Here is a 22,319-nt window from a genome sequence, read left to right on the forward strand (position 1 = left end):
CCGTTGCCCGTGCTCAAGCAAGGGACAGCACGGCCACGTCGTACCGCTCCCGCACAGGAACCGGTCGGGACGTCGGCTCGTTCTCGGCGTCGGCCCGCAGCCGCCCAAGCCCCTCCTCGAACTGCGCGACGGTGAGCTGGGCGAACTTCGACTGGGGCCGCGAGGCCATGCGGGCGTGGTAGTCGCGAAGACTGGTGGTGATGGGGCGGGCGAAGGAGATGACGGTCCGGACCGTGAAGCCGGCCAGGGCGAAGTCCTCGAGCACATCGGACCTGGAGGGAAAGCGCTGCTCGTCCAACTCGCGGAGGCCGGGCCAGTAGTCGTAGACCAGGGCGTCGAGCCGCTCGCGAAATGTCGTGCGGATGACGGTCGTTCCGCCGGTCCTGAGGATGCGGGCCAGCTCGTGGGCGACCCGCACGCGGTCCGGCAGATGGTGGATCACGCGCGACAGCAGGGCCAGGTCGAACAGGTCGGAGCGGGTGGGCACGGCTTCGGCGGTACCGGCCAAGTACTGGACCGCGGCATGGGAGTTGTGCCGCCGAGCTTCAGCGAGCATGGGCACGGAGGCGTCGATCCCGACCACGCGCGAGGGGTCGAGCCGCCGCGCCATCGAAGCGCAGAACATGCCCGTGCCCGCCCCGATATCCACCACCGCGGGCGACGGCCGGCCCACGAAGGAACCGATCAAGTGTGTCCAGTCGTGGAGAGACGCGTCGGGCATCTCATTGCCGCCCTGATATACGCCCGCCAGCCGCTCATCGTCATAGACCCTGCCCATGCCGATCATGCTTACGGCTCGGACACCGCAGGGCAAGACCGCCCGCGCGTTCAAGTACGCGCAGCCTTACGCCTCAGACCTGCGCGTCGGCCTTACGCATCAGCAGATGACCCCGGCGGAAGCGCTCCCCCTCGCCCGGCTCACGCAGCATCCGGCCGATCTCGACGAATCCGGCCGTGCCGGCAAGCCCCGCGAGCTCATCGATCGGCCACCGGTAGGCAGTCGCCACCTTGTGGTCGAACGGCGTGACCGGCTCCCCCTCCGACTCGAAGAAGCCGAGCAGGAGATGCCCTCCGGGTGCGAGTACGCGCCGGAACTCGGCGAAGTACGGGGGCAGTTCCTGCGGCGGGGTGTGAATGACCGAGTACCAGGACACGATGCCGCCAAGACCGCCGTCGGCCAGGTCCAGGGCGTCCATGGAACCGACCTCGAAGCGCAGGTCCTGGTAGGCCGCGCGGGCGAGGTCGATCATCACCGGCGAGAGGTCGACGCCGAAGACGTCGAGCCCCAGGTCCCGCAGGTACGCGGTCGTCTGTCCCGGACCGCAGCCCAGCTCGGCGACGGGCCCCGCATCGGCGCTCCGCACGATGTCGGCGAACGCGGTGAGCACCGCGCGATCCAGCGGAAGAGCGTCCAGCGAGTTGCGGGCGAATTCCGCGTAGATCAAGGCCATGGCGTCGTAGGCGTCCGCTGTTGCACTGAGGTAGGAGGAAGGTTGAGTCACAAGCGCGGATCCTAGGGGGCCTGCCCGATCGGTCCGGTGGCCGCCCCTGCTGTGCCGGCTTCGCCCGCGTCAGGTATCGCGGCCGCATCCGGCGCGGCATCCGCAGGCGCCGGTCTCGCCCTCGTCGGACGGGAGCAGTGCGGCCGTCGGGGCGGCGCAGCAGCCTCTGCCCAGCCATGCGTCGCGGCCCTCCTTGACCGCCATGGCGGCGATGACCAGACCGGCGATCGGGTCGGCCCAGTGCCAGCCCAGGGCGGCGTTGAGGACCAGGCCGAGCAGGAGCACCGCGGACAAGTACGTACACAGCAGCGTCTGTTTGGAGTCGGCCACCGCGCTCGCGGAACCGAGCTCACGGCCGGCCTTGCGCTGCGCGGCGGACAGGAACGGCATGACCGCGAGCGACAGTGCGGCGATCACGATGCCCGGGAGGGAACGCTCGGCCTCGCCCGTGCCGGTCAGCGCACGGATGGCATCGACACCGACATAAGCCGCGAGCGCGAAGAAAGAGAAGGCGATGATGCGCAGGGTGGCCTTCTCACGGGCCTCGCGCACGGAGTGCTCGCGCGCGGAGAACTGCCAGGCGACCGCGGCGGCGGACGAGACCTCGATGACCGAGTCCAGACCGAAGCCGATCAGGGCCGTGGAGGAGGCGATCGAGCCTGCCGTGATGGCGACGATCGCCTCGATGACGTTGTACGTGATGGTCGCACCGACCAGCAGGCGTATCCGCCGGGTCAGCGCCTCGCGACGGACCAGGGACGGGCCGAGGGATATCGCGGCCATCAGCAGCAGCCCTTCTCGTCGGCATCGGGGCACGTTCGGTCGCTCTCGACGGCGACCACGGCGGTGCGCAGCGCGTCCAGGGCATGGCCGAGGCGCCCGTCGGCGAACTCGTATCGGGTCCGGCGACCGTGGGGAACGGTGACGACCAGGCCGCAGTCGCGCAGGCACGCCAGATGGTTGGAGAGCCGGGTGCGCGAGACACCGAGAGCATCGGCGAGGTCGGCGGGGTAGGCGGGCGCTTCACGCAGGGCGAGCAGGATGCGGCAGCGGATCGGATCGGCGAGCGCACGGCCGAACCTGGCAAGGACCTCGATGTCGGAGGCGACAGTCAACACACCTCAACAGTACACGGATTCCTGAATTCAGCTAATCGTGTACTCACACTGCGGAGAGTGGTCGGAGCAGCACCGCAGGATGTGGAACGGCAGTTCCGCGGCTGCCTGGACGAGGCGCATCGTGACTTCGACGCGGCCCTCGTCGGCGGTGTCGGGCACGCCTGGGAGGTCTCCGGCGAGGGACTACGGGCACTGGAGGCGGCCACCGGCGAGTGCTGGACCCGCAGCTACTGCCTGCTCTACGGTCAAGATCGGCGGCGTTCGGCTGTTCAACGTGGCCATCTTGCACGTTGAACACGACACGGCCGTCGCCAAGGCGCGGGCGACGCTGGGAGATTCGGCGTACGCGGCCCAGCACGGCGCTGGTCGCGGAGGGGCTGACGGACCGGCAGATCGCCGAACGGCTCGTCATCTCCAAGCGGACGGCGGACGCCCACGTGGAGCACATCCTCGGCAAGCTGGGGCTCACATCGCGCACCCAGATCACGGGCCTGGAGACCTGACGCCGCGGAACGAGCGCCGGTAGATCTGCGGCGGGACCCCGACGACCCTTTTGAACTGGCGCCGCAGGGTCGTGGCGGTGCCCATGCCGGTGGCCAGCGCGATCGCCTCGATGCTGTCGTCGGTGGCTTCCAGCAACTCCTGGGCGCGGCGCACGCGTTGGGTCAGGAGCCACTGGAGCGGCGTCTGCCCGATCACCGACCGGAACTGCCGCCCGAGATGGCGCGGGCTCGTGTTGGCCTTCCGCGCCATGTCGGTCACGGTCAGCGGTTTGTCGAGGCGCTCCTGTACCCAGGCGAGCAGGTGGGACAGCGTGTGGTCGCCCGTGGCCGGTACGGGCGTGGACACGAACTGGGCCTGGCCGCCGGGCCGATGGGGCGGCACGACGAGACGGCGGGCCACGGAGTTGGCGACGGCGGCGCCGTGGTCGACATGGACCAGATGGAGGCAGAGATCGACGGCGGCGGCCTTGCCCGCGGCCGTGAGGACGCTGCCGTTGTCCGTGTACAGCACGTCCGGGTCGACCAGGGCGCGCGGATGGCGTGCGCTCAGCTCCGCGGCATGAGCCCAGTGGGTGGTGGCCCGCCGGCCGTCCAGCAGGCCCGCGGCGCCGAGCACGAACGCACCGGTGCACAGGGATGCGATCCGGGCACCCGCCTCGTGCGCCGCCCGCACGGCGTCGACGAGCTCCGCCGGGAGCGGATCGTCGATGTCGGCGCAGGCGGGCACGATCACGGTGTCCGCATCGGCCAGCCGGTCGAGACCGTGGTCGGGCTCGACCGTGAACGGGCCGACCCGCACCGGTCCCGGCCCGCAGAGCAGTACGTCGTACCAGCCCCGGGTGGCCTCGCGCGGAGGGTTGCCGAAGATCTCGTAGGCCACCGCCAGTTCGAAGTGCAGCAGGTGACCGGCGGCCGGCAGCGCGACAGTGGGCATGTCCGAAAGTGTACGGGTGTTGTCGTTCCGGACCATCACGGTCGGGCCGCATCGGCGGCAACACTGGGCCCATCAGCACATCGAGAGCGGGGGAACCATGGGTACAACAGGAGCAGTTGTGGTCTACGGCGCGACCGGGCACACCGGTCGCTTCATCGTCGCCGAACTGCGCAGACGCGGCTTCGGCACGATCGTCTCCGGCCGCAACGCGGACCAACTGACCGCGCTGGCCGCCGAGTTCGGGGATGTGGAGGTGCGGCCGGCCACCGTGGACGACGCGGGCTCGCTGGACCGGGCCCTCGCCGGAGCGGCGGCGGTCATCAACTGCGCCGGGCCGTTCGCGGTGACGGGAGGCCCGGTCGTCGAGGCTGCGCTGCGCGCGGGGATCCCGTACGTCGATGTCGCGGCGGAGATCGAGGCGAACGTCGCGATGTTCACCGATCATGCGGAAGCCGCCCGGAAGGCAGACGTGCCCGTGGTGCCCGCGATGGCCTTCTTCGGCGGTCTCGGCGATCTGTTGGTGACCGCGGCGATGGGCGAGTGGACCGCCGCCGACGAGGCGCATGTCGCCTACGGGCTGACCAGTTGGCATCCCACGGCGGGCACCCGGGCCGCGGGCGAGGTGTCCCATGACCGGCGCGGGGGCCGAAGGGTGCGGTTCGCGGGCGGGGCGCTGGAGTACCACGACGACAAGCTGCCGGAGCAGGACTGGGACTTCCCCGAGCCGCTCGGCCGGCGGGCGGTGCTCGCGGAGTTCACCATGGCCGATGTCGTCACCGTCCCCAGCCACGTGTCCGTACCCGAAGTCCGCACGTACATGGCCGCGGACGCCGCGCGCGACCTGGCCGACGAGGACACACCGGCGCCGGAGCCGGTCGACGACCTGGGCCGTTCGGACCAGACGTTCGTCGTCGACGTCATGGTCCGCGCCGATGGCGTCGAGCGGCGCGCCACGGCCCGCGGCCAGGACATCTACGCCGTCACCGCTCCCCTGGCGGTGGAGGCCGTGCGGCGCGTCCTGACCGGGCAGACCCGCACCACGGGAGTCGCGTCGGCCGGCGCGATGTTCGACGCGGCGGACTTCCTGAAGGCGCTGCACCCGTACCTGTCGGTCGAGCTTCCGAACTGACCGGCAGGACCGGCCGCCGCGGCATCTTGCCTGGTCAGCACCTAGACTGCTGCCGTGAGCGAGAACCTTCCCCCCTGCCCCGAGTGCGCCGGCGCCTACACCTACGAGATGGGCGCACTGCTGGTCTGCCCGGAATGCGGGCACGAGTGGTCCCCGGCATCCGCCGAGACCCCCGACGCCGGTGGTGCGCCCGCGGTCATCAAGGACTCGGTCGGCAATGTGCTCGCCGACGGCGACACGGTGACCGTGGTCAAGACCTTGAAGGTCAAGGGCAGCCCGGCCGGGATCAAGGCGGGCACCAAGGTCCGCAACATCCGCCTCGTGGCGGACGGCGTGGACGGCCACGACATCGACTGCAAGATCGAAGGATTCGGCCCCATGCAGCTCAAGTCCAGCGTGGTCAAGAAGGCGTAGCGGCCCGCTTCATCCTCAGCGCACGGTTCGCACCTTCGCCTCCGCGTCGCGCAGCACCCCCGGCACCAGTCGGCGGTGGACGGCGGACAGCGGGGGCCACAGCAGTCGGCCCAACCACCGGTCGTAGCGCAGGAACGTGCCGAGCGACACCCGCCCATCGGCCGCCCGCACGACAAGATTGCCGGTCAGGAACCAGGAGGCGGCCTCGAGCCGTATCCAGTCCTCGCCGCGTTCGGCGATCCGCCAGCCGGCCACGGTCTGCGGCGATCGCCCCCGGCTGAGCCGGATCCCGAGCAGACCGCGCCAGATGAACCGCTCGGCGGGGCTGGGGACATCGCCGAACATGGCCCGGGCCCACCGCTCCGGCGAGGCGACGACATCCGTGGCGATGGTGAAGCGGTCGACGTAATCGATGACCGACAGAGAACTCAGCGCGCGGAAGGACTCGGGCAGACGGTGCACTCCCACGGCACCATCGATCTTGCGTTCACGTTCGTCGAAGGCGACGGTCATCTCGCTGTCTCCGTTCACTTATACGGATGCGTATATGGCGACGATAGCCCGTTTGTACGGTGGCGTATACGCGGCGGAAAGTGAGGTGGGGCACAGAGGACGATCCGTGGTGGCAGGATGCTCCGATGGCCCCGCACACCGAACCCTCGCCCTCGTCCTCGCCCTCCGACGACGAGTCGGCCGCCGCTCCTCGTGACGCCTTCCACCCCGACCTCCCCGGCCATGAGGCCGGGGCGCCACCGCTCAACTCCCGCCTGCATCACATCCGCGCCGACGCCCTGGACGGGGAGACGGCGCAGACGGGCGGCATGCGGCGGTTCGCCGCGATCAGCGGGCGGAGCGTCGGTTCGGAGCACATCTGGATGGGCCAGACGCACGTCGCCCCGAACACCGCCTCCTCCAACCACCATCACGGCGCGTCCGAGACCGCCATCCATGTCATCAAGGGCCACCCGGAGTTCGTCTTCCTCGACGACTCCGGCGGGACCCCGCAGGAGATCCGGATCCGCACGGCACCGGGCGACTACGTGTTCGTCCCTCCGTACGTACCGCACCGCGAGGAGAACCCCAGCCCCGGCGAAGAGGCGGTCGTGGTCATCGCCCGCAGCACGCAGGAGGCCGTCGTGGTCAACCTGCCGGAGCTGTACGTCCTGGGCGGCGAGCCCGATGCCGCCGACATCAACCCCCCGCGCTTTCCCTGACGATGAGCCGGTGCCCGACCCGGTGATCCCGGGTCGGACCGCCGTCGGCCCCCTCGACGCGTTACAGAGCAGCGCGTCCGGGCGGGGCCGACGGCAGGTGCTCGGTGGCTTCGCGTGCGGCGCGTACGTTGTCGATGCCCACGTCGTTCGTGAGCGTGGACCGGGCCGAGGTCTATACGGACTGACAGCTCAGCGGAAGGCGCCCTCGCCGGTCAGGGCCTTGCCGATCACCAGGGTGTGGACCTCGCTGGTGCCCTCGTAGGTGAGGACCGACTCGAGGTTGTTGGCGTGGCGGATCACCGGGTATTCGAGCGTGATGCCGTTGGCCCCGAGCAGAGTGCGGCACTCACGGGCGATTGCGATGGCTTCGCGTACGTTGTTGAGCTTGCCCAGGCTGATCTGCTCGGGCGTCAGCCGCCCCGCGTCCTTGAGGCGGCCGAGTTGCAGCGCGAGCAGCATGCCCTTGCCCAGTTCGAGCGTCATGTCGGCGAGCTTCTGCTGGGTGAGCTGGTAGGAGGCGAGGGCGCGGCCGAAGACGGTGCGGTCGCCGACGTAGGAGATCGCCGTCTCCAGGCAGTCGCGGGCGGCGCCGAGTGCGCCGAAGACGATGCCGAAGCGGGCTTCGTTCAGACAGCCGAGCGGTCCGGAGAGCCCGCGCGCGGACGGCAGCATGGCCTCGGCGGGCAGGCGGACGTCTTCGAGCACGAGCTCGCTGGTGACGCTCGCGCGCAGCGACAGCTTCCGCTTGATCTCGGGGGCGGAGAAGCCGGGGGTGTCGGTGGGGACGACGAAGCCGCGCACGCCGTCGTCGGTGCGGGCCCAGACGACGGCGACGTCGGCCACCGAGCCGTTGGTGATCCACATCTTGGTGCCGTCGAGGATCCAGTCGGAGCCGTCGCGCCGGGCCGTCGTGCGCATGGCACCGGGGTCCGATCCTGCGTCGGGCTCGGTCAGGCCGAAGCAGCCGATCTTCTCGCCCGCGGCCATCCCGGGCAGCCATTCCTGCTTGTGCTCCTCGGAGCCGTACTTCCAGATCGCGTACATCGCGAGGGAGCCCTGGACGGACACCAGGCTGCGCAGTCCGGAGTCGACGGCCTCCAGTTCGAGACACGCGAGGCCGTAGGACAGCGCGCTGGTACCGGCGCAGCCGTAGCCCTCCAGGTGCATGCCGAGGACCCCCAACTTGCCCAGTTCGCGGGCGAGTTCACGGGCGGGTATGGCGCCGTCCTCGAACCACTGAGCGACCTGCGGGCGCAGTTCGCGCTCGCCCATGGTGCGGACGGTGCGCTGGATCTCGCGCTCCTCCTCGGTGAGCAGGCCGTCGATGGCGAAGAGGTCGAAGGGGTGGGTGCGCATGGGGCGGCCTCCGGATCGGGTGTGCGGTCGTGGTGTGCGGATCGGGGTGTACGGGTTGTGGTGTGCGGGTCGTGGTGTGCGGGGTCGGTCGGGCATAGGCTAGCCCCAGATCGGATTTTGGATCCAGTATTGATTATCCGTAGCGCCGTGCGTAGGTTCACGGGCCAGGGATTCACGGGCCAGAGGAAGGGAGCCGCCATGCCGGGCCAGTTCAGCCCCGCCCCCCAGGGGGCGCTGTCAGGGATCGTCGTCGCCGACTTCGGGCGGGTGCTCGCGGCGCCGTACATGACCATGCTCCTCGCCGATCTCGGCGCCGAAGTGATCAAGATCGAGCGGCCGGGCACGGGGGACGACACCCGGGCCTGGGGCCCGCCCTTCGCCGACGGCGAGGCCACGTACTTCCTCGGCGTCAACCGCAACAAGCGCTCGGTCACGCTCGACCTCGGTCAGCAGTCGGGGCGGGAGGCGGCCCGCGCGATCGTGGCCCGCGCGGACGTCGTCGTGGAGAACTTCCGGCCCGGCACGATGGACCGCCTCGGCCTCGGATACGAGGAGATGCGGGCCCTCAACCCCGGCCTGGTGTACTGCTCGGTGACCGGGTTCGGCACCGACGCCGGCGCCCGGCTGCCCGGCTACGACCTCCTCGTACAGGCCATGGGCGGCCTGATGAGCGTCACCGGGGAGCCCGGCGGGCAGGGCACCAAGACGGGCGTGGCCCTGGTGGACGTGATCACCGGCCTGCACGCCGGGATGGGCATCCTCGCCGCGCTGCGGCACCGCGAGCGCACCGGCGCCGGCCAGAAGGTGGAGGTGTCCCTGCTGTCGTCACTCCTGTCGGCGCTGACCAATCAGTCTTCGGCGTACGTCGGTGCGGGGGTGGTGCCGCAGGCCATGGGCAATCGGCACCCGAGCATCGTTCCGTACGAAGTGATCGCGGCGAAGGACCGGCCGCTGGTCCTCGCGGTCGGCAACGACCGGCAGTTCGGCACTCTGTGCACGAGCATCGGCCGGGCGGACCTCGCGGACGACGAGCGGTTCGCGACGAACAGCGCGCGGGTCGCCCACCGGGAGGAGCTCCTGCCCGAGCTCGCCGCGGCGCTGTCCGCGCGGACCGCGGACGAGTGGTTCGAGCACCTGACCGCGGCCGGGGTGCCCTGCGGCCCGATCAACGACATGGCTGCGGCCTTCGACCTGGCCGAGCGCCTGGGGCTCGACCCGCGGACGGCGATCGACGACCCGCGCCGGGAAACACCCGCCGCCCAGGTGGCCAACCCCATCCGGCTCGGCGCCACGCCCGCCGCCTACCGCACCGCGCCGCCACGCCTCGGGGAGGACACCGCGGCGCTCCTCGCCGAGCTCGGCCTCGAGCAGGCCGGGGCCGCGGACGCACCGGATGCGGCCGGATAGGAAGATGGACGCGGCGTGACCGAGTACCGGGCGCCGGAGACGAAGAGGTGACGGGTGATGAGCAGCACGGCACAGCGGCGGCGGCCACCGACCGCCCAGCAGTTCGTCCTGGACGAACTGCGGCGCGCCATCACCAGCGGCGAGCTGAAACCGGGCACCGCGATCCGGCAGGACGCGCTCGCCGAACGGCTTGAGGTGAGCCGGGTGCCGCTGCGGGAGGCGCTGAAGATCCTCGAGGGCGAAGGCATGGTCGTCCACCGGGTGCACCGCGGCTATTTCGTCACGGAGCTGTCCCTCGACGACCTGCGCGAGGTGTACCGCATCCGCGAACTCCTCGAGGCCGAGGCCGTCCGCGAGGCCTGCACCCGGCTCTCCCCCGCGCTCCTCGACACGCTCGACGAGGCCGAGCGCGCCGTGGAGGAGGCGAGCGAGGCCGGCGACGTCAGCGCCATGGCCGCCGCCAACCGGCGCTTCCACTTCGCCCTCATCGAGGCGTCCGGCATGCCCCGGCTGATCCGGCTGATCTCCACGCTGTGGGACGCGACGGACGCCTACCGCTCCCTGTATTACGTGGCATCGCCCAACCGGGAGCGCGTCGTCCACGAGCACCGCGCGATCGTCGAGGCGCTGCGGGCCGGTGACGTCGAGAGCGCCGTCCGGCACCTCGACGAGCACCGCGCGCACGCCGTCGACACCCTGCGCGAGATCCTCGAGGCGCAGTGACACCGGCCCCGGGTCCCGGCCGGCGGGCCGTCCTGGGCGCCACCGCGGCCGCCCTCCCCTTGCTCGCCGCCGCATCCGGATGCCTGCCGGGAGGGTCCGAAGGACCGACGGCCCGTCTCACCCTGGCGACAGGTGCGTGGGGCGGCCCCTTCGCCCGGTTCGGGGAGCGTCTTGCCCGCGAGCTCGGCGCCCGGGAGCCGGGGCTGAGGGCCCGCGTCCTGCACACCTCGGCCAGCGTCGCGAACCTGCGTCTCCTCGCGACGGGCGACGCCGATCTCGCCCTGTCCCTCGGGGACACCGCCGCGGACGCGCGGGCCGGCGCGGGCGGCTTCCGGACCCCCGTCCGCGTACGGGCACTGGCCCGGATCTACCTCAACTACCTCCACCTCGCCGTCCCCGCCGACTCCCCTCTACGGAGCCTGACGGACCTGGCCGGTCGCCGGGTCGCCGTGGGCGCGGCGGGCTCGGGCACCGCCGTGGTCGCCGAACGGGTACTCGCCGCCGCCCGCCTGTCCCGTCCGGTGCGGGAGGTGCGGCTCGATCTCGACGCGTCCACGCGGGCCCTGGCGCGCGGCGACGTCGCGGCCCTCTTCTGGTGCGGCACCATCCCCACCGCGGCGATCACCCGCCTCGCGGCCGGGACACCGGTGCGTCTGCTGCCGCTCGACGGCCAGGCGTCAGCACTGCGCGAACGCCACGGTGCGCCCTACGTCCCGGTGGAGGTGCCGGCCGGCACCTACGGAGTGCCGCACGCGGTGCCCACGGTGGGCGTCCCCAGCTATCTGGTGGCCCGCCGCGACCTCTCCGCGCAGGTGGCGGAGGCGGTGACCCGGGTGATGTTCGAGGCCAGGGAGCAGTTGCCGGGCCCCGAGGTGCCGGGCGGCTATCTCGACGAGCGGTACGCGATCGGCACCGGCAGCGTGCCGCTGCATCCCGGGGCTGTCGCCTACTACCGCGGTGCTTACGGCTGAGGGGGGAGCGGCCGTTGCCGGCGCCGCCTACGGCTGCGGCGACAGGCGCGGCAACTGGGTCGTCAGCGGACAACCTTTACTCCGAAGTGATGGCCCATGCCGAGGGCGAGGCCGATGGCTCCGTGCATGTGGGCTGTTCCTGGGTGACGAAGGACTTGACGACCTTGGTCCGCGTGAGGCGCGCTGGATCTGCTCGGCGAGGCTGTCGGTGTCGCAGGGATCGAGCTTGGGCATGGTGCCCCACGGTGTGGGCCAGGGGTGGTCCATTTCGGCGCCGTAGAGGTAGGGCACGGCGTAGTCGATGAGGGTCTTGCCGGCCAGTTGGCCGGCGATGGCGGTCAGGGCGGTGACGGCGTTGTGGCCGTCGATGCCGTGTAGGGCGGGTTGCCCATCATGTCGGGCTCGGTGCGGGCCAGGGTGGCTTCGACATCGCGGGTGCCGACGTACACCTCGTGGCCCAGCTCGCTCAGCTTGGCGGCGTGCGCGCGGCCTCCGCCGCCGGTGCCCAGGACTGCGATCTTCGTGGTCTTCATGGCGAACTCCTTGTGTGCGAGGGGTGTTTGCGAAGGCGTGGGTGGGGGTCAGTGCCCGGTCTTCTGGGTGACCCCGATGACGTAGCCGTTGAGGTCGCGAAAGCAGAGCGCCGGGTGACCGCCCGCAGCTACGGGGCCTTTCATGACGTCGACGTGGTCGCGACGTCGTGGACGCCCAGGCAGGCCGAGATGGCGGGGGTGTGCATGACGTGGTCAGGCGCTTTCGTCGGGCCGGGGGATCATGGCCGGGTCGTCGGGGCCGAAGATGCCGAGGATGTAGCCGTCCGGGTCGCGGAAGAAGAATGAAGTAGTGGATGCCCGAACAGCCGTTGGCGGGCTGCATGGTGGGCAGCAGGGCGCGCAAGCTTTCGTCCCCCTGGATCATCAGGGCGGGCTTGCCTCGATGCGTGATGATCAGCAGCGGGTGTTCGGGGTTCAGGGGCCCGGTGTCCAGGACGCCGAAGCCGAGCTTCTCGTAGAAGGCGGCGGTGGCCAGAGGGTCCTTGACGGCCAGGCAGGGGGAGACGTTCATCATGACGGGCTCCGTGGGGAGGGTGGGCGAGGCCCGGCAATGAGGGCCGGTTCGGGGATGAATTCAGGGATGAATGAGGGCGCCGCACAGCGTGGTGGTGCGCGGCGTGCGCCTCCACGCGGTACCCGCGACGTGGCTTGCATTCCAATTAGTACATAGGTACTGAACTCTGTCCAGAGGTGTGGGCAAATAGGGCATAGGTGATTTCGTCGGCGCCTGGAAGTCTCCGCCCTCCGCGTGAGACTCGGGCCGCACTCGCTCCTGAAGAGGAAGATTGAGTGGCGAGCTGCCGGGTGCGGGATATTCGGATAGGATTGGTACTTCTGTTCAGAACTCTTCTCCTCTGTTCGCGTACGAGACTCCCGGGAGGGACACGGCCATGGCAGACACGGGTGGCCCCGCGCGGCGCCGGTACGACCCGCGGGCGCGGACCGAGGAGGTCACCGCCGCCGCCGAGCGGGTCATCGGTGCCCGCGGCATCGAGGGGGTGACCCACCGGGCGGTGGCCGAGGAGGCCGGGGTGCCGCTGGGGGCGACGACGTACCACTTCGCCACCAAGGACGACCTGATCAAGGCGGCCCTGCAGCGCTCCGTCGACCGCTTCGTGGCCTATCTGGACGAGTGGGTGGCCCGGCGCCCGCAGCTCACCCCGGAGCAGCTCGCCGTGCTGCTCGCCGACGCGTTGATGGGCAGCTTCGGTCCTCAACGTGACCAGCAGGTCGTGGAGTTCGAGCTGTATCTGGCCGCGCTGCGCCGCCCGGCGCTGCGGCCGGTCGCCGATCGCTACATCGAGGCGAGCGTCGATGCCCTGTCCCGGTATGTCGACCCGCTCACCGCCCGCGCCGCCGCCGTGGCCGCCAACGGCTTGACTCTGCGGGGTCTGGCAGGCAGTGAGCCCCCGAGCCGGAGCGAGGTGGAGGGCATCCTGCGGCTCATCCTTACCGCCAGCTCCGGCGCCGCGACACCCCAGGACAGCTGAGGAGCCACCGTGAGCAGCTTCGCCCGTCCCCGCATCACTGCCGGTGAGCGCCGCGCCCGACTGGTGCGCCGCCAACTCCTGGACCCCGCGGTGCGGGCAGGCCGCGTACGCGAGGTGGCGCGGTCCGTCCTTGCGCTGCACGCCACCGACGCGGCGACCGTCCACCTCTCCGTCGCGGCCCGGCTCGCCGACCCCCGCCCCGAGGCGGTGGAGCGGGAGCTGTACGAGCGGGAGTCGCTCCTGCGGATGACCGCGATGCGCTGCACCCTCTTCGTGACGCCGACCGGTCTTGCTCCGGTGCTCCTTGCGGCATCCGGGCGGCCCAACGCCGCCGTACGCAGGAAGCAGTTGCTGCGGCAGCTGGAGTTGTCCGGTATCGGGGACGAGCGGTGGCTGGCGAAGGTGTCCCGTGCCGCCCTGTCCGTCCTTGCCGAGCGGGGCGAGGCGACCACTGGTGAACTGGCCGCCGAAGTAGGCGGGTTGGAGCGGCAGATCGTCGTCGCACCCGGCAAGCGGTACGAGTCGCGCCGCAGCGTTGCTGCCGACCTGCTGTTCGTCCTGGCCGCCGACGGGCACGTCGTGCGCGGGACACGGCGGGGTGGCTGGACCAGCAACCAGCACGCCTGGACCCTGGCGCCCGAACTCCCCGAGCTCACCCCGGCCACGGCACGGGCCGAGCTGGTCCGGCTCTGGCTTGGCGCCTTCGGCCCCGGCACGGTCGCCGATCTGAAGTGGTGGACCGGCTGGACGCTCACCGACACCCGCAAGGCATTGGCCGCCTCGGGAGCGGTGGACGTCGACCTGGACGAGGGTATGGGGTATGCCCTGGCCGAGGATCTGGAGGAACCGGTCGATGGCGCCGGGCCCTCGGCCGTCCTGCTGCCGGCTCTCGACCCCACCCCCATGGGCTGGCGCGACCGCGGTTTCTACCTCGACCCCGCCCACGTCCCCGCGCTCTTCGACCGGATGGGCAACATCGGCCCCACCGTGTGGTGGGACGGCCGGATCGTCGGCGGCTGGGCCCAGCGCAAGGACGGCACCTTGAACTGGCGGCTGCTCGACGATCCCGGCCGACAGGCCCGTGCGGCCATTGAGGCCGAGGCGCAGCGGACCGCGTCCTTCCTCGGCGATCGTCGCTTCACCCCTGCCTACCGAACCCCACTGGAGCGCGATCTCGCCTCCTGAGCGACTGGAGCTTGGAGTGGACGACCGTCCGGTCCGCGCCCGGGGTCTTGTCCATGCCGGGCACGTGGGAGATCAGCATGGTGCGGTCCCTTGGCGGTCATGGCGGGCTCCTCTCCTGTCGGGGCAAATCGGTAGAAACTCCTCTCCAGCTCCTCTCCTTGCTTCAGGCCCCACGCGAGACCTCGCTGCGGGCCCTGACCAAGCTGGAACAGCAACGAGGAGGCGGCCACCGAGACGGCTCGGTAGGCGTCATCGCCCTTCAGCTGCCAAGTCCCGAATCCGATGGGCGGGATCATCGTCGGTCGACGGCTCCGTTGGCCATCCGGTCGACGTCCAGGGTCAGTTCGAGGGCGTCTAGGACGGTCGCGGGGGCGATCTCGTTGTCGGCCTCGCCGCGCAGGCACGCCAGGACGTGGTCGATCATCGCCGCGTACTGGTCGGCGGGCGGCAGCTCCAACTCCCGTACGCCATCAGGGGTGTAGGCGGTGAGGGTGCCGGTCGGCTTGCCGTCGAAGCCCATCGTCGACCGCGACTCGAGGACTCCCTGGGCGAAGGTGGCGGTGTAGCCGCCGCGGGCGCCCCACGGCATGGGCAGCAGCGAGGACACCGAGTCCCGGGCCATGGCCCCGTCGAAGCGCAGGACCGCCTCGATGGCTGCGCTGTCGTCGTCGCGGGCGACGGTGGTGACGTCCAGGCCCTGGGGCTTGCCGAGGGTGCGGATGACGATGTCCATGTCGCCGTGCATGGCCTCCAGCGGCAGCACCTTCAGGCCCAGGGAGAACCCCGGCCACAGGTGGGCCGTCCGGTTCCACAGGGCCAGCTGCTCCAGACGCCCGTAAGTGCCCTCGCGTACGGCGTCGAACAGGACCCGGTTGGCCGGGATGAACCGCTCGTACATGTCCACGAACACCTGCTTGTCGCTGCGCTCGGCCGCCTCGGCCACGCGCCGTGCGTCCGCCAGGTTGTCGGCGAGCGGAAGCTCGACCAGGACGTGCTTGCCCGCCTCCAGCGCACGCAGCACGTACGCGGTGTGGAGCGGGACGGGCAGGCAGATGTCGACGAGGTCGAAGTCGCCGTCGAACGCCTGGTCAAGGTCGGTGGAGGCGGCGAATCCGAACTGTCCGGCCACCGTTTCGGTCTTCTCCGGATCGCGGCCGAACATCACCACTTCCACGTCCCCGCGCGCGGCGTAGACGGCGGCGTGCGCCTGGCCGAAGTTGGTGCCGAGAAGAGCGATCCTCATGCCGTCACCTGCTCGTCCGTCGAAGCGGGGGTGGGAGCGTCGACCGGGGCGGAGAAGAGACCGAAGCGGTTGCCGCGCGGGTCGATGATCCGGGCGTAGACGAGTCCGTCGGGGTTGGCATCCGGGCCGAACTCCACTGTGGCGCCCAGCTGTTGGGCCCGCTCGGCCGTCGCGGGCACGTCGAGGACGAGGAAGGCGGGCATCAGGTAGTCGACGCCGTCCGCCCCGTGGTCGTACAGCCCGCCGGAAGGCCACGGATTGCCGGTGAAGATGTTGGAGTAGGGCTTGCCGCCCGCGCTCTTGTCCTGCTCTATGCGCCAGCCGAACGCGCGACGGTAGAAGTCCTCGGTGCTTTCGGCGTCGGTGGTGCCGATCTCGAACCAGGCGAACGAGCCGGGCACCGGCTTGGCCGCCATCTCCTGCATCTGCGCTTGCCCCTGCTCGGCGAAGTCCTTCAGCCGCTCTGGGGTCTGGTCGTTCTGGAACAGCGAGAACACGTTGCCCCGCAGATCCGCCATACGGCCGAACGCGGTCACATCGGAGACCTGCGTCGCCGGGACGACCACGGTCGCGCCCAGCTTCTCCAGCCTGTCCTGGTCGGCGGCGACGTCCGAGGAGACGATGGAGGCGTTGATCGTTTCCTCGGGGCTGCGGGAGTTCTCGTAGACCGCGCCCATCGGGTACGGCATGCCCGGAGCCATGATCCGCGTGTACGTGACGCCACCGACCGAGGAGTCCGGGTCGACGGCGAAGCTCCAGCCGAGGAGCGGGCCGTAGAAGTCCTTGGCTGCCTGGCCGTCAGCGGTGCTGATCTCGAACCAGACGACGTTTCCCGGGTCCATGAAGCTCATGCCGGTTCCTCCTCCTGTGAGGGGTGACGAGGGGTGATGTGGCGTCGTCCGACGCGATCCCGCCGGACGCTTTCGATCCGTTTCCGACGCTAGACTCCTTTTAGGACACGTCACGCCCTAAAAGACTGGCAGCCTGAACGGCATGACCCAGGACCTGCCCGCCCGCATGCTCCGGCTGCTCTCCCTGCTGCAGACGCGCCGCGAATGGTCGGGCGCCGAACTGGCCGAACGCCTAGGCGTCACCGGCCGCACCGTCCGCCGCGACATCGACCGCCTGCGCGAGCTCGGCTACCCGGTCGAGGGCACCACCGGCCACGCGGGCGGCTACCGTCTGGCGGCCGGTACGGATCTGCCCCCGCTCCTCCTCGACGACGAGGAGGCCATCGCCATCGCGGTCGCCCTGCGCACCGCCACCTCCGGTGTCACCGGCATCGAGGAGACGGCCGTGCGCGCGCTCGCCAAGTTGGAGCAGGTGCTGCCCGCCCGCCTGCGTCACCAGGTGTCCGCGTTGCAGACGGCCACGGTGCCCCTGGCCTGGGGCGGCGGCCCGCAGGCCGACCCGGGCGCCCTCGCGGCCCTGGCAGCCGCCTGCCGCGACCACGAGGCCGTCACCTTCGACTACCGCTCCCGGCAGGCCACGGAGGCCACCGCCCGCCGCGTCGAGCCCCACGCGCTGGTGGCGGCCGGCAACCGCTGGTACCTCGTCGCCCACGACCTGGGCAAGGACGGCTGGCGCACCTTCCGCGTGGACCGCCTGGCCGCCGTCTCGCCCACCGGCCGCCGGTTCACCCCACGCGAGCTGCCTGCCGACGACCCGGCCGCGCACGTCGCCACCACCATCGCCACCGCCCCCGCCCGCTACACCGCCCGGGCCACCGTCCCCCTCGACGCCGCCACCGTCCGCGCGCGCACCGGAGCCCTGCCCGAGCGCGTGCGGCCGCAGGGCGACCACACCTGCACCGTCGACATCAGCGCCGACAACCCCCTCCACATCGCCGTACAGCTCCTCAACCTCGGCGCCGGCGCCATACTCCACGGCTCACCCGAACTCGCCCCGCACCTGGAGGAGCTGGGACGTCAACTCTTCGGTGCCGGCCGCACGCTCAGCGATGCGCCGAGCCGCGAGGAGGCGGACCGGTGAACGCCACCGACCCGTACCCCGCCCTCTTCCCGGCCTCCGCCGTGACCCCGGCTCCGCCCCCGTCACCGGACTTCCAAGGCGTCACCTTCCACGAGACCCGGGCCCGCACCCTCCTCAACCGCCTGCCCGGCGCCGAGCCCGGCGGCATGGGCTGGACGCTGAACCCCTACCGCGGGTGCACCCACGCCTGCACCTACTGCTTCGCCCGCGACGGCCACCACCACCTCGGCCACGACACCGGCGAAGACTTCCAGACCCACCTCTACGTCAAGACCAACGCCGCCGCCGTCCTGCGCCGCGAACTGCGCACCGGAAAGACCGGCGACCAGTGGGTGATGGTCGGCACCTCCACCGACTGCTACCAACGCGCCGAAGGCCGCTACCAGTTGATGCCCGGCATCCTGAACGCCCTGACCGACTACCGCGTCCCCTTCACGACGACCACCAAGTCCGCGCTCCTGCGCCGCGACATCCCCCTCTACGCCGAGGCCGCCCGCATCACCGACGTCCTGGTCATGACCTCGCTCGGCTCCCTCGACGACCGGGTCTGGCGCGCCTTCGAACCCGACGCGGCTCCACCCCGCGCCCGCCTCGACACGATCGCGGCCCTGCGGGCGGCCGGAGTCCCCGCTGGAGTCCTCATCGCGCCCGTCATCCCGCACGCCGGCGACCACCCCGACGCGCTCGACGCCCTCGTCGACGCCTGCGCCGAGGCCGGAGCCGTCACCGTCTTCCCCGACGTCATGCGGATCAGCCCCGGCGCCCGCGACTGGTTCCTCACCCAGTCCGCCCGCGTCCTCCCGCCCCACCTCCACCAACGCCTGGCCGCCGACTTCACCACCCGCCGCGCCATGCCCCCGCGCTACGTACAAGAGGTCACCGCCCACATCCACGCCCGCGCCGCGCACCACGGGCTGCCCCGCTGGCAGGACTACGTGCGGCACGTCAGTCACGCGCGCCGGTCCGTCCCTGGCTCGGCAGGTCAGAGGGCCTGCACCACCCACAACTGAAGTGACAGCCGCACCGCTACTGCCGGGCCTCCGAACGCTCAAGCGGCAGCCGCAACCGCACCACCAAGCCGCGCGGCTCCCGCGGCAGCAGGTCCAAGCTGCCGCCGCTCGCACGCGCCAGCTCATCGGCGAGGGCGAGGCCGAGCCCGCTGCCGTCGACGTTGGAGTGCCGGGGCGAGCGCCAGAACCGGTCCCTGGCCACGGCGAGTTCATCGGGCGGCAGCCCCGGTCCGTCGTCGGCGACGCGCAACACCACCTCCCCCGCGGCCTCGGCCAGGCTCACCTCGACCCGCCCGCCCTCCGGGGTGAACTTCAGCGCGTTGTCGACCGCGACGTCCAGGACCCGCCCCGCGGTCTGCGGCACACAGCGGGCGGCCAGCTCCCCGGGCAGCCGGACGGCGAAGTCGATCCCGCGCGCCTCGGCCACCTCCGACCAGGCATCGAGCCTCGGCCGCACCTCGCCCACCACCTCCACGGGTTCCACGGCGGCGGGCGTGCCGCTCTCCACCTGGGCGAGGGCGAGGAGGTCGTCGAGCAGGGCGCTGAGCCGGTCGATCTCGTCGAGGGCGCGCTCGTAGTCCTGCGATCCGGGGTCGGTCAGCTCCGACCGCAGGTTCTCCACCCGCAGCGTCAGCACGGCAAGCGGCGTACGCAGCTCATGCGAGGCATCCGCGACGAACGCCCGCTGGCGCTCCACCACCGCGGCCACCGTGTCGGCCATCGCGTTGAACCGCTCCTCGAGGCGCCGCAGCTCCGAAGGCCCTGAGCCGCCGACCGGAGCCCGCGCATGCAGCTGCCCCGCGGCGATCGCCTCCGTCGCCGCGTCCAGCTCCGCCACCGGCCGCAGCGTCCACCGGGCCAGGCGGCCCGCCGCCACGTAGGCCGCGGCGAACATCGCGACGGCGCCCCCGGCGAGCGCCGCCCACACCAGCGCGACGTCCCGGCGCGCCGCGTCCGCCGGCGCGACCAGCAGGACAGTGCCGACGACCTGGGCGTCCCGGCCCGCGGGTTCGGCCACCGTGACCCGCCGCGGCGCGAACGGCGTCACCAGCGGCAGCCGTTCCGTGGTCCGCCCGGCAAGGGCTCCGTGCCGGGCGTCGCGCGCGCCGTCGCCGACGCCGCCGCCGGCAGCGAGGACCTCTCCGGTGGCGTCCCTGACCTCGGCCCCGGCGTCGTAGAGCCAGGTGTACCTGCGGACCTCCGCCGCCAGGTCCGCTTCGGCCGGACCGCCTTCCCGTACCGCCTGTTCCGCGAGACCGGCCAGGTGGGTGGCGTCCGCGCGGCGGTCCAGGAGCAGTTGGTGCGTGCGCTGCTGTGCGTAGGCAAGGCCCAGCGGGACGGCAAGGGCACCGAGCAGCGCGCCGATCAGGAGGACGTACGTCAGGCGCAGGCGGCGGCGCATCAGTCCTCGGCTAGGCGGTAGCCGGTGCCGCGCAGGGTGCGGATCAGGCCGGGGCAGCCGGTCTTGGCGCGGATCCCGGCTATGTGTACGTCGAGCGACCGCGACACCGCCAAGTAGGCGTCGCCCCACACCGCGTCCAGGATCTCCTCGCGCGCCCGCACCACACCCGGCTCGCGGGCGAGCAGCGCCAGGACGTCGAACTCACGCCGGGTCAGGGCGACGGGCCGACCGGCCACGGTCACCTCCCGGGCGCGCAGGTCGACCGCCACGTCGCCCACCCGGACGGTCTGAGGCGCGGGCGCGGGACCTGAGCCGGTCCGTCCGGTGCGGCGCATCACCGCGTCCATCCGGGCAAGGAGTTCCTCGATGCGGAACGGCTTGACCAGGTAGTCGTCGGCTCCCGAGCGCAGTCCCTGGAGCACGGTGCCCTCGTCCGAGCGCGCGGTGATCACGATGACGGGTACGGCGGACACCTTGCGGAGCCTGCGCAGCAGCTGCAGTCCGTCCAGGTCCGGAAGGCCGAGGTCGAGCAGCACGAAGTCCATGCCCTGCTTCAGCCGCAGCGCGTCGTCGGCCCGCCCGGCCCGCACCGTGCGGTGACCCCGCGCCGCAAGCGCCTGGCCCAGGACCTCGGCAAGCCGGTCGTCGTCCTCGACGAGCAGCACCTGCATCCGTCACTCCTCGATTCGGCGTACCCCGCCCCATTGATCCCGGACAGGGTACGCCGCCTCTGATCAGGCCTTACGGCCCGTGACCCGGGTCATCGCCCGGCAGGCTGGGCGACCGCATCCGCCGGCTTCCCCTCCCCCGCCGCCGCTTCGCGCTCCGACCGCTTGAGCGCGATGTCCCGCGTCTCGCGCATCGCCAGGTACACCACGAAGGACACCGCGGCGCAGCCCGAGACGTACCAGTAGAAGCCCGACTCAATGCCGGCGTTCTTGAACCACAGCGCCACGTACTCGGCGGTGCCGCCGAACAGCGCCTGCGCCAGCGCATAGGGCAGAGCCACGCCAAGGGCCCGGATATGAGTGGGAAACAGCTCCGCCTTCACGGCCGCGTTGATCGACGTATAGCCGGTGACGATCACCAGGGCGATCAGCATCAGACCGAAGGCCTGCCAGAATCCGTCCACGCCGCCGAGCGCGGAGAGCAGCGGCACGCTCCCGAACATCGATCCGGCGCCGAACGCGATCAGCAGCGGACGCCGCCCGATCCGGTCCGACAGCATGCCGCCCAGCGGCTGCAGACACATGAACACCGTCAGCGCGCAGAAGCTCACCAGCGTGGCGTCCTGCTTGGCGAGGCCCGCGGTGTTCGACAGGTATTTGGTCAGGTATGTGGTGTACGTGTAGTACGAAACCGAACCGCCCAGCGTCAGGGCGAGGACCAGCACCAACTCCCGCTTGTAGGGCGCAAGGGCGCGCAATGTGCCGCGGCCGGCGCGAGGATCCGTGGCCACGTCCTCCTCTTCCTCGTAGGCCTCGGTCTCCAGGAGATTGCGGCGCAGGTAGAAGACGACCGCAGCGCCGAGTGCGCCGACGAAGAACGGGATCCGCCACCCCCAGGAGGTGAGCGTGTCCGGGTCCATGGTCCGCTGCAGCACCATCTGCAGGGCCAGGCCACACAGTTGGCCCAGCGTCATCGACACGTACTGGAAGCTCGACGCGAAGCCGCGCCGGCCCGGAGCCGACGCTTCCGTCAGATAGGTGGCGCTGGCCGCGTACTCGCCGCCCACCGAGAGTCCCTGCAGCAACCGGGCGACCAGCAGCACCACGACGCCGAGGTATCCGGCCTGGTCGTACGTCGGCGCGATGGCGATGAGCAGTGCGCTCGCCGACATCAGGCTCACGGTCGCGGTCAGCGCCGCCTTGCGCCCCTTGCGGTCGCCGAGCCGGCCGAGCAGCCACCCGCCGACCGGGCGCATCAGGAACCCGACGGCGAAGATGCCCATGGTGTTCAGGAGCTGCGCCGTGGAGTTTCCCTCGGGGAAGAACGACGAGGCGAAGTACACGGCGAAGCTGGAGTAGACGAACCAGTCGTACCACTCGACCAGATTGCCGATCGAGCCGCCGACCAGCGCCTTCCAGGGGCTCCTTGCGGGTGGCGGCGGGCTGTCGACGGTGCCGGGAAGTGACGTTGTCACCGGGCATCTCCTCACACGTTGCGGGTATT

General features: G+C 71.2%; 25 protein-coding genes and 1 pseudogene. 13 read left to right on the forward strand and 13 right to left on the reverse strand.

What is annotated here, in order from left to right; genetic code table 11:
- Positions 1–13: 13 nt before the first annotated feature.
- From AB0G47_RS39485 to AB0G47_RS39500, 4 genes are all read right to left on the reverse strand, one after another.
- The gene (locus tag AB0G47_RS39485; protein WP_360780478.1) at positions 14–778 is read right to left on the reverse strand and encodes a class I SAM-dependent methyltransferase; all 765 of its coding nucleotides are present in this window, start codon (positions 776–778) and stop codon (positions 14–16) included.
- 73 nt (positions 779–851) lie between these two features.
- Positions 852–1,502, reverse strand: a complete 651-nt coding sequence (locus tag AB0G47_RS39490) for a class I SAM-dependent methyltransferase (protein WP_360780481.1) — start codon at positions 1,500–1,502, stop codon at positions 852–854.
- A gap of 69 nt (positions 1,503–1,571) precedes the next feature.
- Positions 1,572–2,285: a cation transporter gene (locus AB0G47_RS39495; protein WP_360780484.1), complete on the reverse strand. Its 714-nt coding sequence runs from the start codon at positions 2,283–2,285 to the stop codon at positions 1,572–1,574.
- Positions 2,285–2,620 carry a metalloregulator ArsR/SmtB family transcription factor gene (locus AB0G47_RS39500; protein ID WP_360780487.1) on the reverse strand — a complete coding sequence of 112 codons (336 nt, stop codon included), beginning with the start codon at positions 2,618–2,620 and terminating at the stop codon, positions 2,285–2,287. Before AB0G47_RS39500 ends, AB0G47_RS39495 begins: the two co-directional genes overlap by 1 nt.
- A gap of 57 nt (positions 2,621–2,677) precedes the next feature.
- Here AB0G47_RS39500 and AB0G47_RS39505 point away from each other — a divergent pair, with 57 nt between their 5' ends.
- Both AB0G47_RS39505 and AB0G47_RS39510 read left to right on the forward strand, forming a co-directional pair.
- Positions 2,678–2,914 (forward strand): hypothetical protein, encoded by a 237-nt coding sequence (locus AB0G47_RS39505; RefSeq protein WP_360780490.1) that lies wholly within the window; start codon positions 2,678–2,680, stop codon positions 2,912–2,914.
- Between the two features lie 68 nt (positions 2,915–2,982).
- Positions 2,983–3,123: pseudogene (locus tag AB0G47_RS39510) on the forward strand (helix-turn-helix transcriptional regulator); the annotation flags it as partial.
- Here AB0G47_RS39510 and AB0G47_RS39515 read toward each other — a convergent pair.
- Positions 3,104–4,057: a helix-turn-helix domain-containing protein gene (locus tag AB0G47_RS39515; protein ID WP_360780493.1), complete on the reverse strand. Its 954-nt coding sequence runs from the start codon at positions 4,055–4,057 to the stop codon at positions 3,104–3,106. The pseudogene AB0G47_RS39510 and the gene AB0G47_RS39515 sit on opposite strands and share 20 nt — an antisense overlap.
- Positions 4,058–4,154: 97 nt before the next feature.
- Here AB0G47_RS39515 and AB0G47_RS39520 point away from each other — a divergent pair, with 97 nt between their 5' ends.
- The gene (locus AB0G47_RS39520) at positions 4,155–5,186 is read left to right on the forward strand and encodes a saccharopine dehydrogenase NADP-binding domain-containing protein (protein WP_360780496.1); all 1,032 of its coding nucleotides are present in this window, start codon (positions 4,155–4,157) and stop codon (positions 5,184–5,186) included.
- Between the two features lie 54 nt (positions 5,187–5,240).
- Entirely contained in the window at positions 5,241–5,600 is a 360-nt protein-coding gene (locus AB0G47_RS39525; RefSeq protein WP_360780499.1) for a zinc ribbon domain-containing protein YjdM, read from the forward strand.
- 15 nt (positions 5,601–5,615) lie between these two features.
- Here the strand turns inward: AB0G47_RS39525 and AB0G47_RS39530 are convergent, their stop codons facing one another.
- A complete protein-coding gene (locus AB0G47_RS39530) occupies positions 5,616–6,113 on the reverse strand; it encodes a hypothetical protein (RefSeq protein WP_360780502.1) in 498 nt (165 codons plus the stop codon).
- 125 nt (positions 6,114–6,238) lie between these two features.
- Between AB0G47_RS39530 and AB0G47_RS39535 the strand changes: the two genes are divergently transcribed.
- Complete coding sequence (locus AB0G47_RS39535; protein ID WP_360780505.1) at positions 6,239–6,814, forward strand: cupin domain-containing protein; 576 nt, start codon at positions 6,239–6,241, stop codon at positions 6,812–6,814.
- A gap of 189 nt (positions 6,815–7,003) precedes the next feature.
- On the opposite strand, the gene AB0G47_RS39540 is transcribed toward AB0G47_RS39535, so the two are convergent.
- Positions 7,004–8,170, reverse strand: a complete 1,167-nt coding sequence (locus AB0G47_RS39540) for an acyl-CoA dehydrogenase family protein (protein WP_360780508.1) — start codon at positions 8,168–8,170, stop codon at positions 7,004–7,006.
- Positions 8,171–8,368: 198 nt separating this feature from the next.
- On the opposite strand from AB0G47_RS39540, the gene AB0G47_RS39545 reads away from it, so the two are divergent.
- Genes AB0G47_RS39545 through AB0G47_RS39555 form a run of 3 tightly spaced genes read left to right on the forward strand, consistent with a single transcriptional unit; the run spans position 8,369 to position 11,271 of the window.
- Positions 8,369–9,577 carry a CoA transferase gene (locus AB0G47_RS39545; RefSeq protein WP_360780511.1) on the forward strand — a complete coding sequence of 403 codons (1,209 nt, stop codon included), beginning with the start codon at positions 8,369–8,371 and terminating at the stop codon, positions 9,575–9,577.
- Between the two features lie 57 nt (positions 9,578–9,634).
- Positions 9,635–10,300, forward strand: a complete 666-nt coding sequence (locus AB0G47_RS39550) for a GntR family transcriptional regulator (RefSeq protein ID WP_360780514.1) — start codon at positions 9,635–9,637, stop codon at positions 10,298–10,300.
- Positions 10,297–11,271: a TAXI family TRAP transporter solute-binding subunit gene (locus tag AB0G47_RS39555; RefSeq protein ID WP_360780517.1), complete on the forward strand. Its 975-nt coding sequence runs from the start codon at positions 10,297–10,299 to the stop codon at positions 11,269–11,271. The genes AB0G47_RS39550 and AB0G47_RS39555 overlap by 4 nt, the downstream gene beginning before the upstream one ends.
- 338 nt (positions 11,272–11,609) lie before the next feature.
- On the opposite strand, the gene AB0G47_RS39560 is transcribed toward AB0G47_RS39555, so the two are convergent.
- Positions 11,610–11,804 carry an NAD(P)-binding domain-containing protein gene (locus AB0G47_RS39560; protein ID WP_360780520.1) on the reverse strand — a complete coding sequence of 65 codons (195 nt, stop codon included), beginning with the start codon at positions 11,802–11,804 and terminating at the stop codon, positions 11,610–11,612.
- A 114-nt stretch (positions 11,805–11,918) separates the two neighbouring features.
- Between AB0G47_RS39560 and AB0G47_RS39565 the strand changes: the two genes are divergently transcribed.
- The 3 genes from AB0G47_RS39565 (at position 11,919) to AB0G47_RS39575 (ending at position 14,500) form a co-directional block, all read left to right on the forward strand.
- Positions 11,919–12,110 (forward strand): hypothetical protein, encoded by a 192-nt coding sequence (locus AB0G47_RS39565; protein ID WP_360780523.1) that lies wholly within the window; start codon positions 11,919–11,921, stop codon positions 12,108–12,110.
- Positions 12,111–12,715: 605 nt separating this feature from the next.
- A complete protein-coding gene (locus AB0G47_RS39570; RefSeq protein WP_360780526.1) occupies positions 12,716–13,315 on the forward strand; it encodes a TetR family transcriptional regulator in 600 nt (199 codons plus the stop codon).
- Positions 13,316–13,324: 9 nt separating this feature from the next.
- Positions 13,325–14,500, forward strand: a complete 1,176-nt coding sequence (locus AB0G47_RS39575; RefSeq protein WP_360780528.1) for a winged helix DNA-binding domain-containing protein — start codon at positions 13,325–13,327, stop codon at positions 14,498–14,500.
- Positions 14,501–14,792: 292 nt separating this feature from the next.
- Here AB0G47_RS39575 and AB0G47_RS39580 read toward each other — a convergent pair whose 3' ends face one another.
- The gene (locus AB0G47_RS39580; RefSeq protein ID WP_360780531.1) at positions 14,793–15,743 is read right to left on the reverse strand and encodes a Gfo/Idh/MocA family oxidoreductase; all 951 of its coding nucleotides are present in this window, start codon (positions 15,741–15,743) and stop codon (positions 14,793–14,795) included.
- Complete coding sequence (locus tag AB0G47_RS39585; RefSeq protein WP_360780533.1) at positions 15,740–16,594, reverse strand: VOC family protein; 855 nt, start codon at positions 16,592–16,594, stop codon at positions 15,740–15,742. The genes AB0G47_RS39580 and AB0G47_RS39585 overlap by 4 nt, the downstream gene beginning before the upstream one ends.
- A gap of 142 nt (positions 16,595–16,736) precedes the next feature.
- Here AB0G47_RS39585 and AB0G47_RS39590 point away from each other — a divergent pair, with 142 nt between their 5' ends.
- Positions 16,737–17,735 (forward strand): transcriptional regulator, encoded by a 999-nt coding sequence (locus AB0G47_RS39590; protein ID WP_360780536.1) that lies wholly within the window; start codon positions 16,737–16,739, stop codon positions 17,733–17,735.
- Positions 17,732–18,745, forward strand: a complete 1,014-nt coding sequence (locus tag AB0G47_RS39595) for a radical SAM protein (protein ID WP_360780539.1) — start codon at positions 17,732–17,734, stop codon at positions 18,743–18,745. Before AB0G47_RS39590 ends, AB0G47_RS39595 begins: the two co-directional genes overlap by 4 nt.
- A gap of 16 nt (positions 18,746–18,761) precedes the next feature.
- Here AB0G47_RS39595 and AB0G47_RS39600 read toward each other — a convergent pair whose 3' ends face one another.
- From AB0G47_RS39600 to AB0G47_RS39610, 3 genes are all read right to left on the reverse strand, one after another.
- Positions 18,762–20,147 carry a HAMP domain-containing sensor histidine kinase gene (locus AB0G47_RS39600; RefSeq protein ID WP_360780542.1) on the reverse strand — a complete coding sequence of 462 codons (1,386 nt, stop codon included), beginning with the start codon at positions 20,145–20,147 and terminating at the stop codon, positions 18,762–18,764.
- Entirely contained in the window at positions 20,147–20,818 is a 672-nt protein-coding gene (locus tag AB0G47_RS39605; RefSeq protein WP_360780545.1) for a response regulator transcription factor, read from the reverse strand. Before AB0G47_RS39605 ends, AB0G47_RS39600 begins: the two co-directional genes overlap by 1 nt.
- Positions 20,819–20,907: 89 nt before the next feature.
- A complete protein-coding gene (locus AB0G47_RS39610; RefSeq protein ID WP_360780602.1) occupies positions 20,908–22,224 on the reverse strand; it encodes an MFS transporter in 1,317 nt (438 codons plus the stop codon).
- Positions 22,225–22,319: the final 95 nt, after the last annotated feature.

Origin of the sequence: Streptomyces sp. NPDC021622, assembly GCF_040640795.1 — a bacterium.
In the GTDB taxonomy this organism is placed as follows: Bacteria; Actinomycetota; Actinomycetes; order Streptomycetales; family Streptomycetaceae; genus Streptomyces.

Coding starts and splice junctions, on each gene's coding strand:
- AB0G47_RS39485 (WP_360780478.1), bottom strand. CDS start 778: ATGGGCAGGGTCTATGACGATGAGCGGCTGGCGGGCGTATATCAGGGC.
- AB0G47_RS39495 (WP_360780484.1), bottom strand. CDS start 2,285: ATGGCCGCGATATCCCTCGGCCCGTCCCTGGTCCGTCGCGAGGCGCTG.
- AB0G47_RS39515 (WP_360780493.1), bottom strand. CDS start 4,057: ATGCCCACTGTCGCGCTGCCGGCCGCCGGTCACCTGCTGCACTTCGAA.
- AB0G47_RS39520 (WP_360780496.1), top strand. CDS start 4,155: ATGGGTACAACAGGAGCAGTTGTGGTCTACGGCGCGACCGGGCACACC.
- AB0G47_RS39530 (WP_360780502.1), bottom strand. CDS start 6,113: ATGACCGTCGCCTTCGACGAACGTGAACGCAAGATCGATGGTGCCGTG.
- AB0G47_RS39535 (WP_360780505.1), top strand. CDS start 6,239: ATGGCCCCGCACACCGAACCCTCGCCCTCGTCCTCGCCCTCCGACGAC.
- AB0G47_RS39540 (WP_360780508.1), bottom strand. CDS start 8,170: ATGCGCACCCACCCCTTCGACCTCTTCGCCATCGACGGCCTGCTCACC.
- AB0G47_RS39545 (WP_360780511.1), top strand. CDS start 8,369: ATGCCGGGCCAGTTCAGCCCCGCCCCCCAGGGGGCGCTGTCAGGGATC.
- AB0G47_RS39550 (WP_360780514.1), top strand. CDS start 9,635: ATGAGCAGCACGGCACAGCGGCGGCGGCCACCGACCGCCCAGCAGTTC.
- AB0G47_RS39560 (WP_360780520.1), bottom strand. CDS start 11,804: ATGAAGACCACGAAGATCGCAGTCCTGGGCACCGGCGGCGGAGGCCGC.
- AB0G47_RS39570 (WP_360780526.1), top strand. CDS start 12,716: ATGGCAGACACGGGTGGCCCCGCGCGGCGCCGGTACGACCCGCGGGCG.
- AB0G47_RS39580 (WP_360780531.1), bottom strand. CDS start 15,743: ATGAGGATCGCTCTTCTCGGCACCAACTTCGGCCAGGCGCACGCCGCC.
- AB0G47_RS39585 (WP_360780533.1), bottom strand. CDS start 16,594: ATGAGCTTCATGGACCCGGGAAACGTCGTCTGGTTCGAGATCAGCACC.
- AB0G47_RS39590 (WP_360780536.1), top strand. CDS start 16,737: ATGACCCAGGACCTGCCCGCCCGCATGCTCCGGCTGCTCTCCCTGCTG.
- AB0G47_RS39600 (WP_360780542.1), bottom strand. CDS start 20,147: ATGCGCCGCCGCCTGCGCCTGACGTACGTCCTCCTGATCGGCGCGCTG.
- AB0G47_RS39605 (WP_360780545.1), bottom strand. CDS start 20,818: ATGCAGGTGCTGCTCGTCGAGGACGACGACCGGCTTGCCGAGGTCCTG.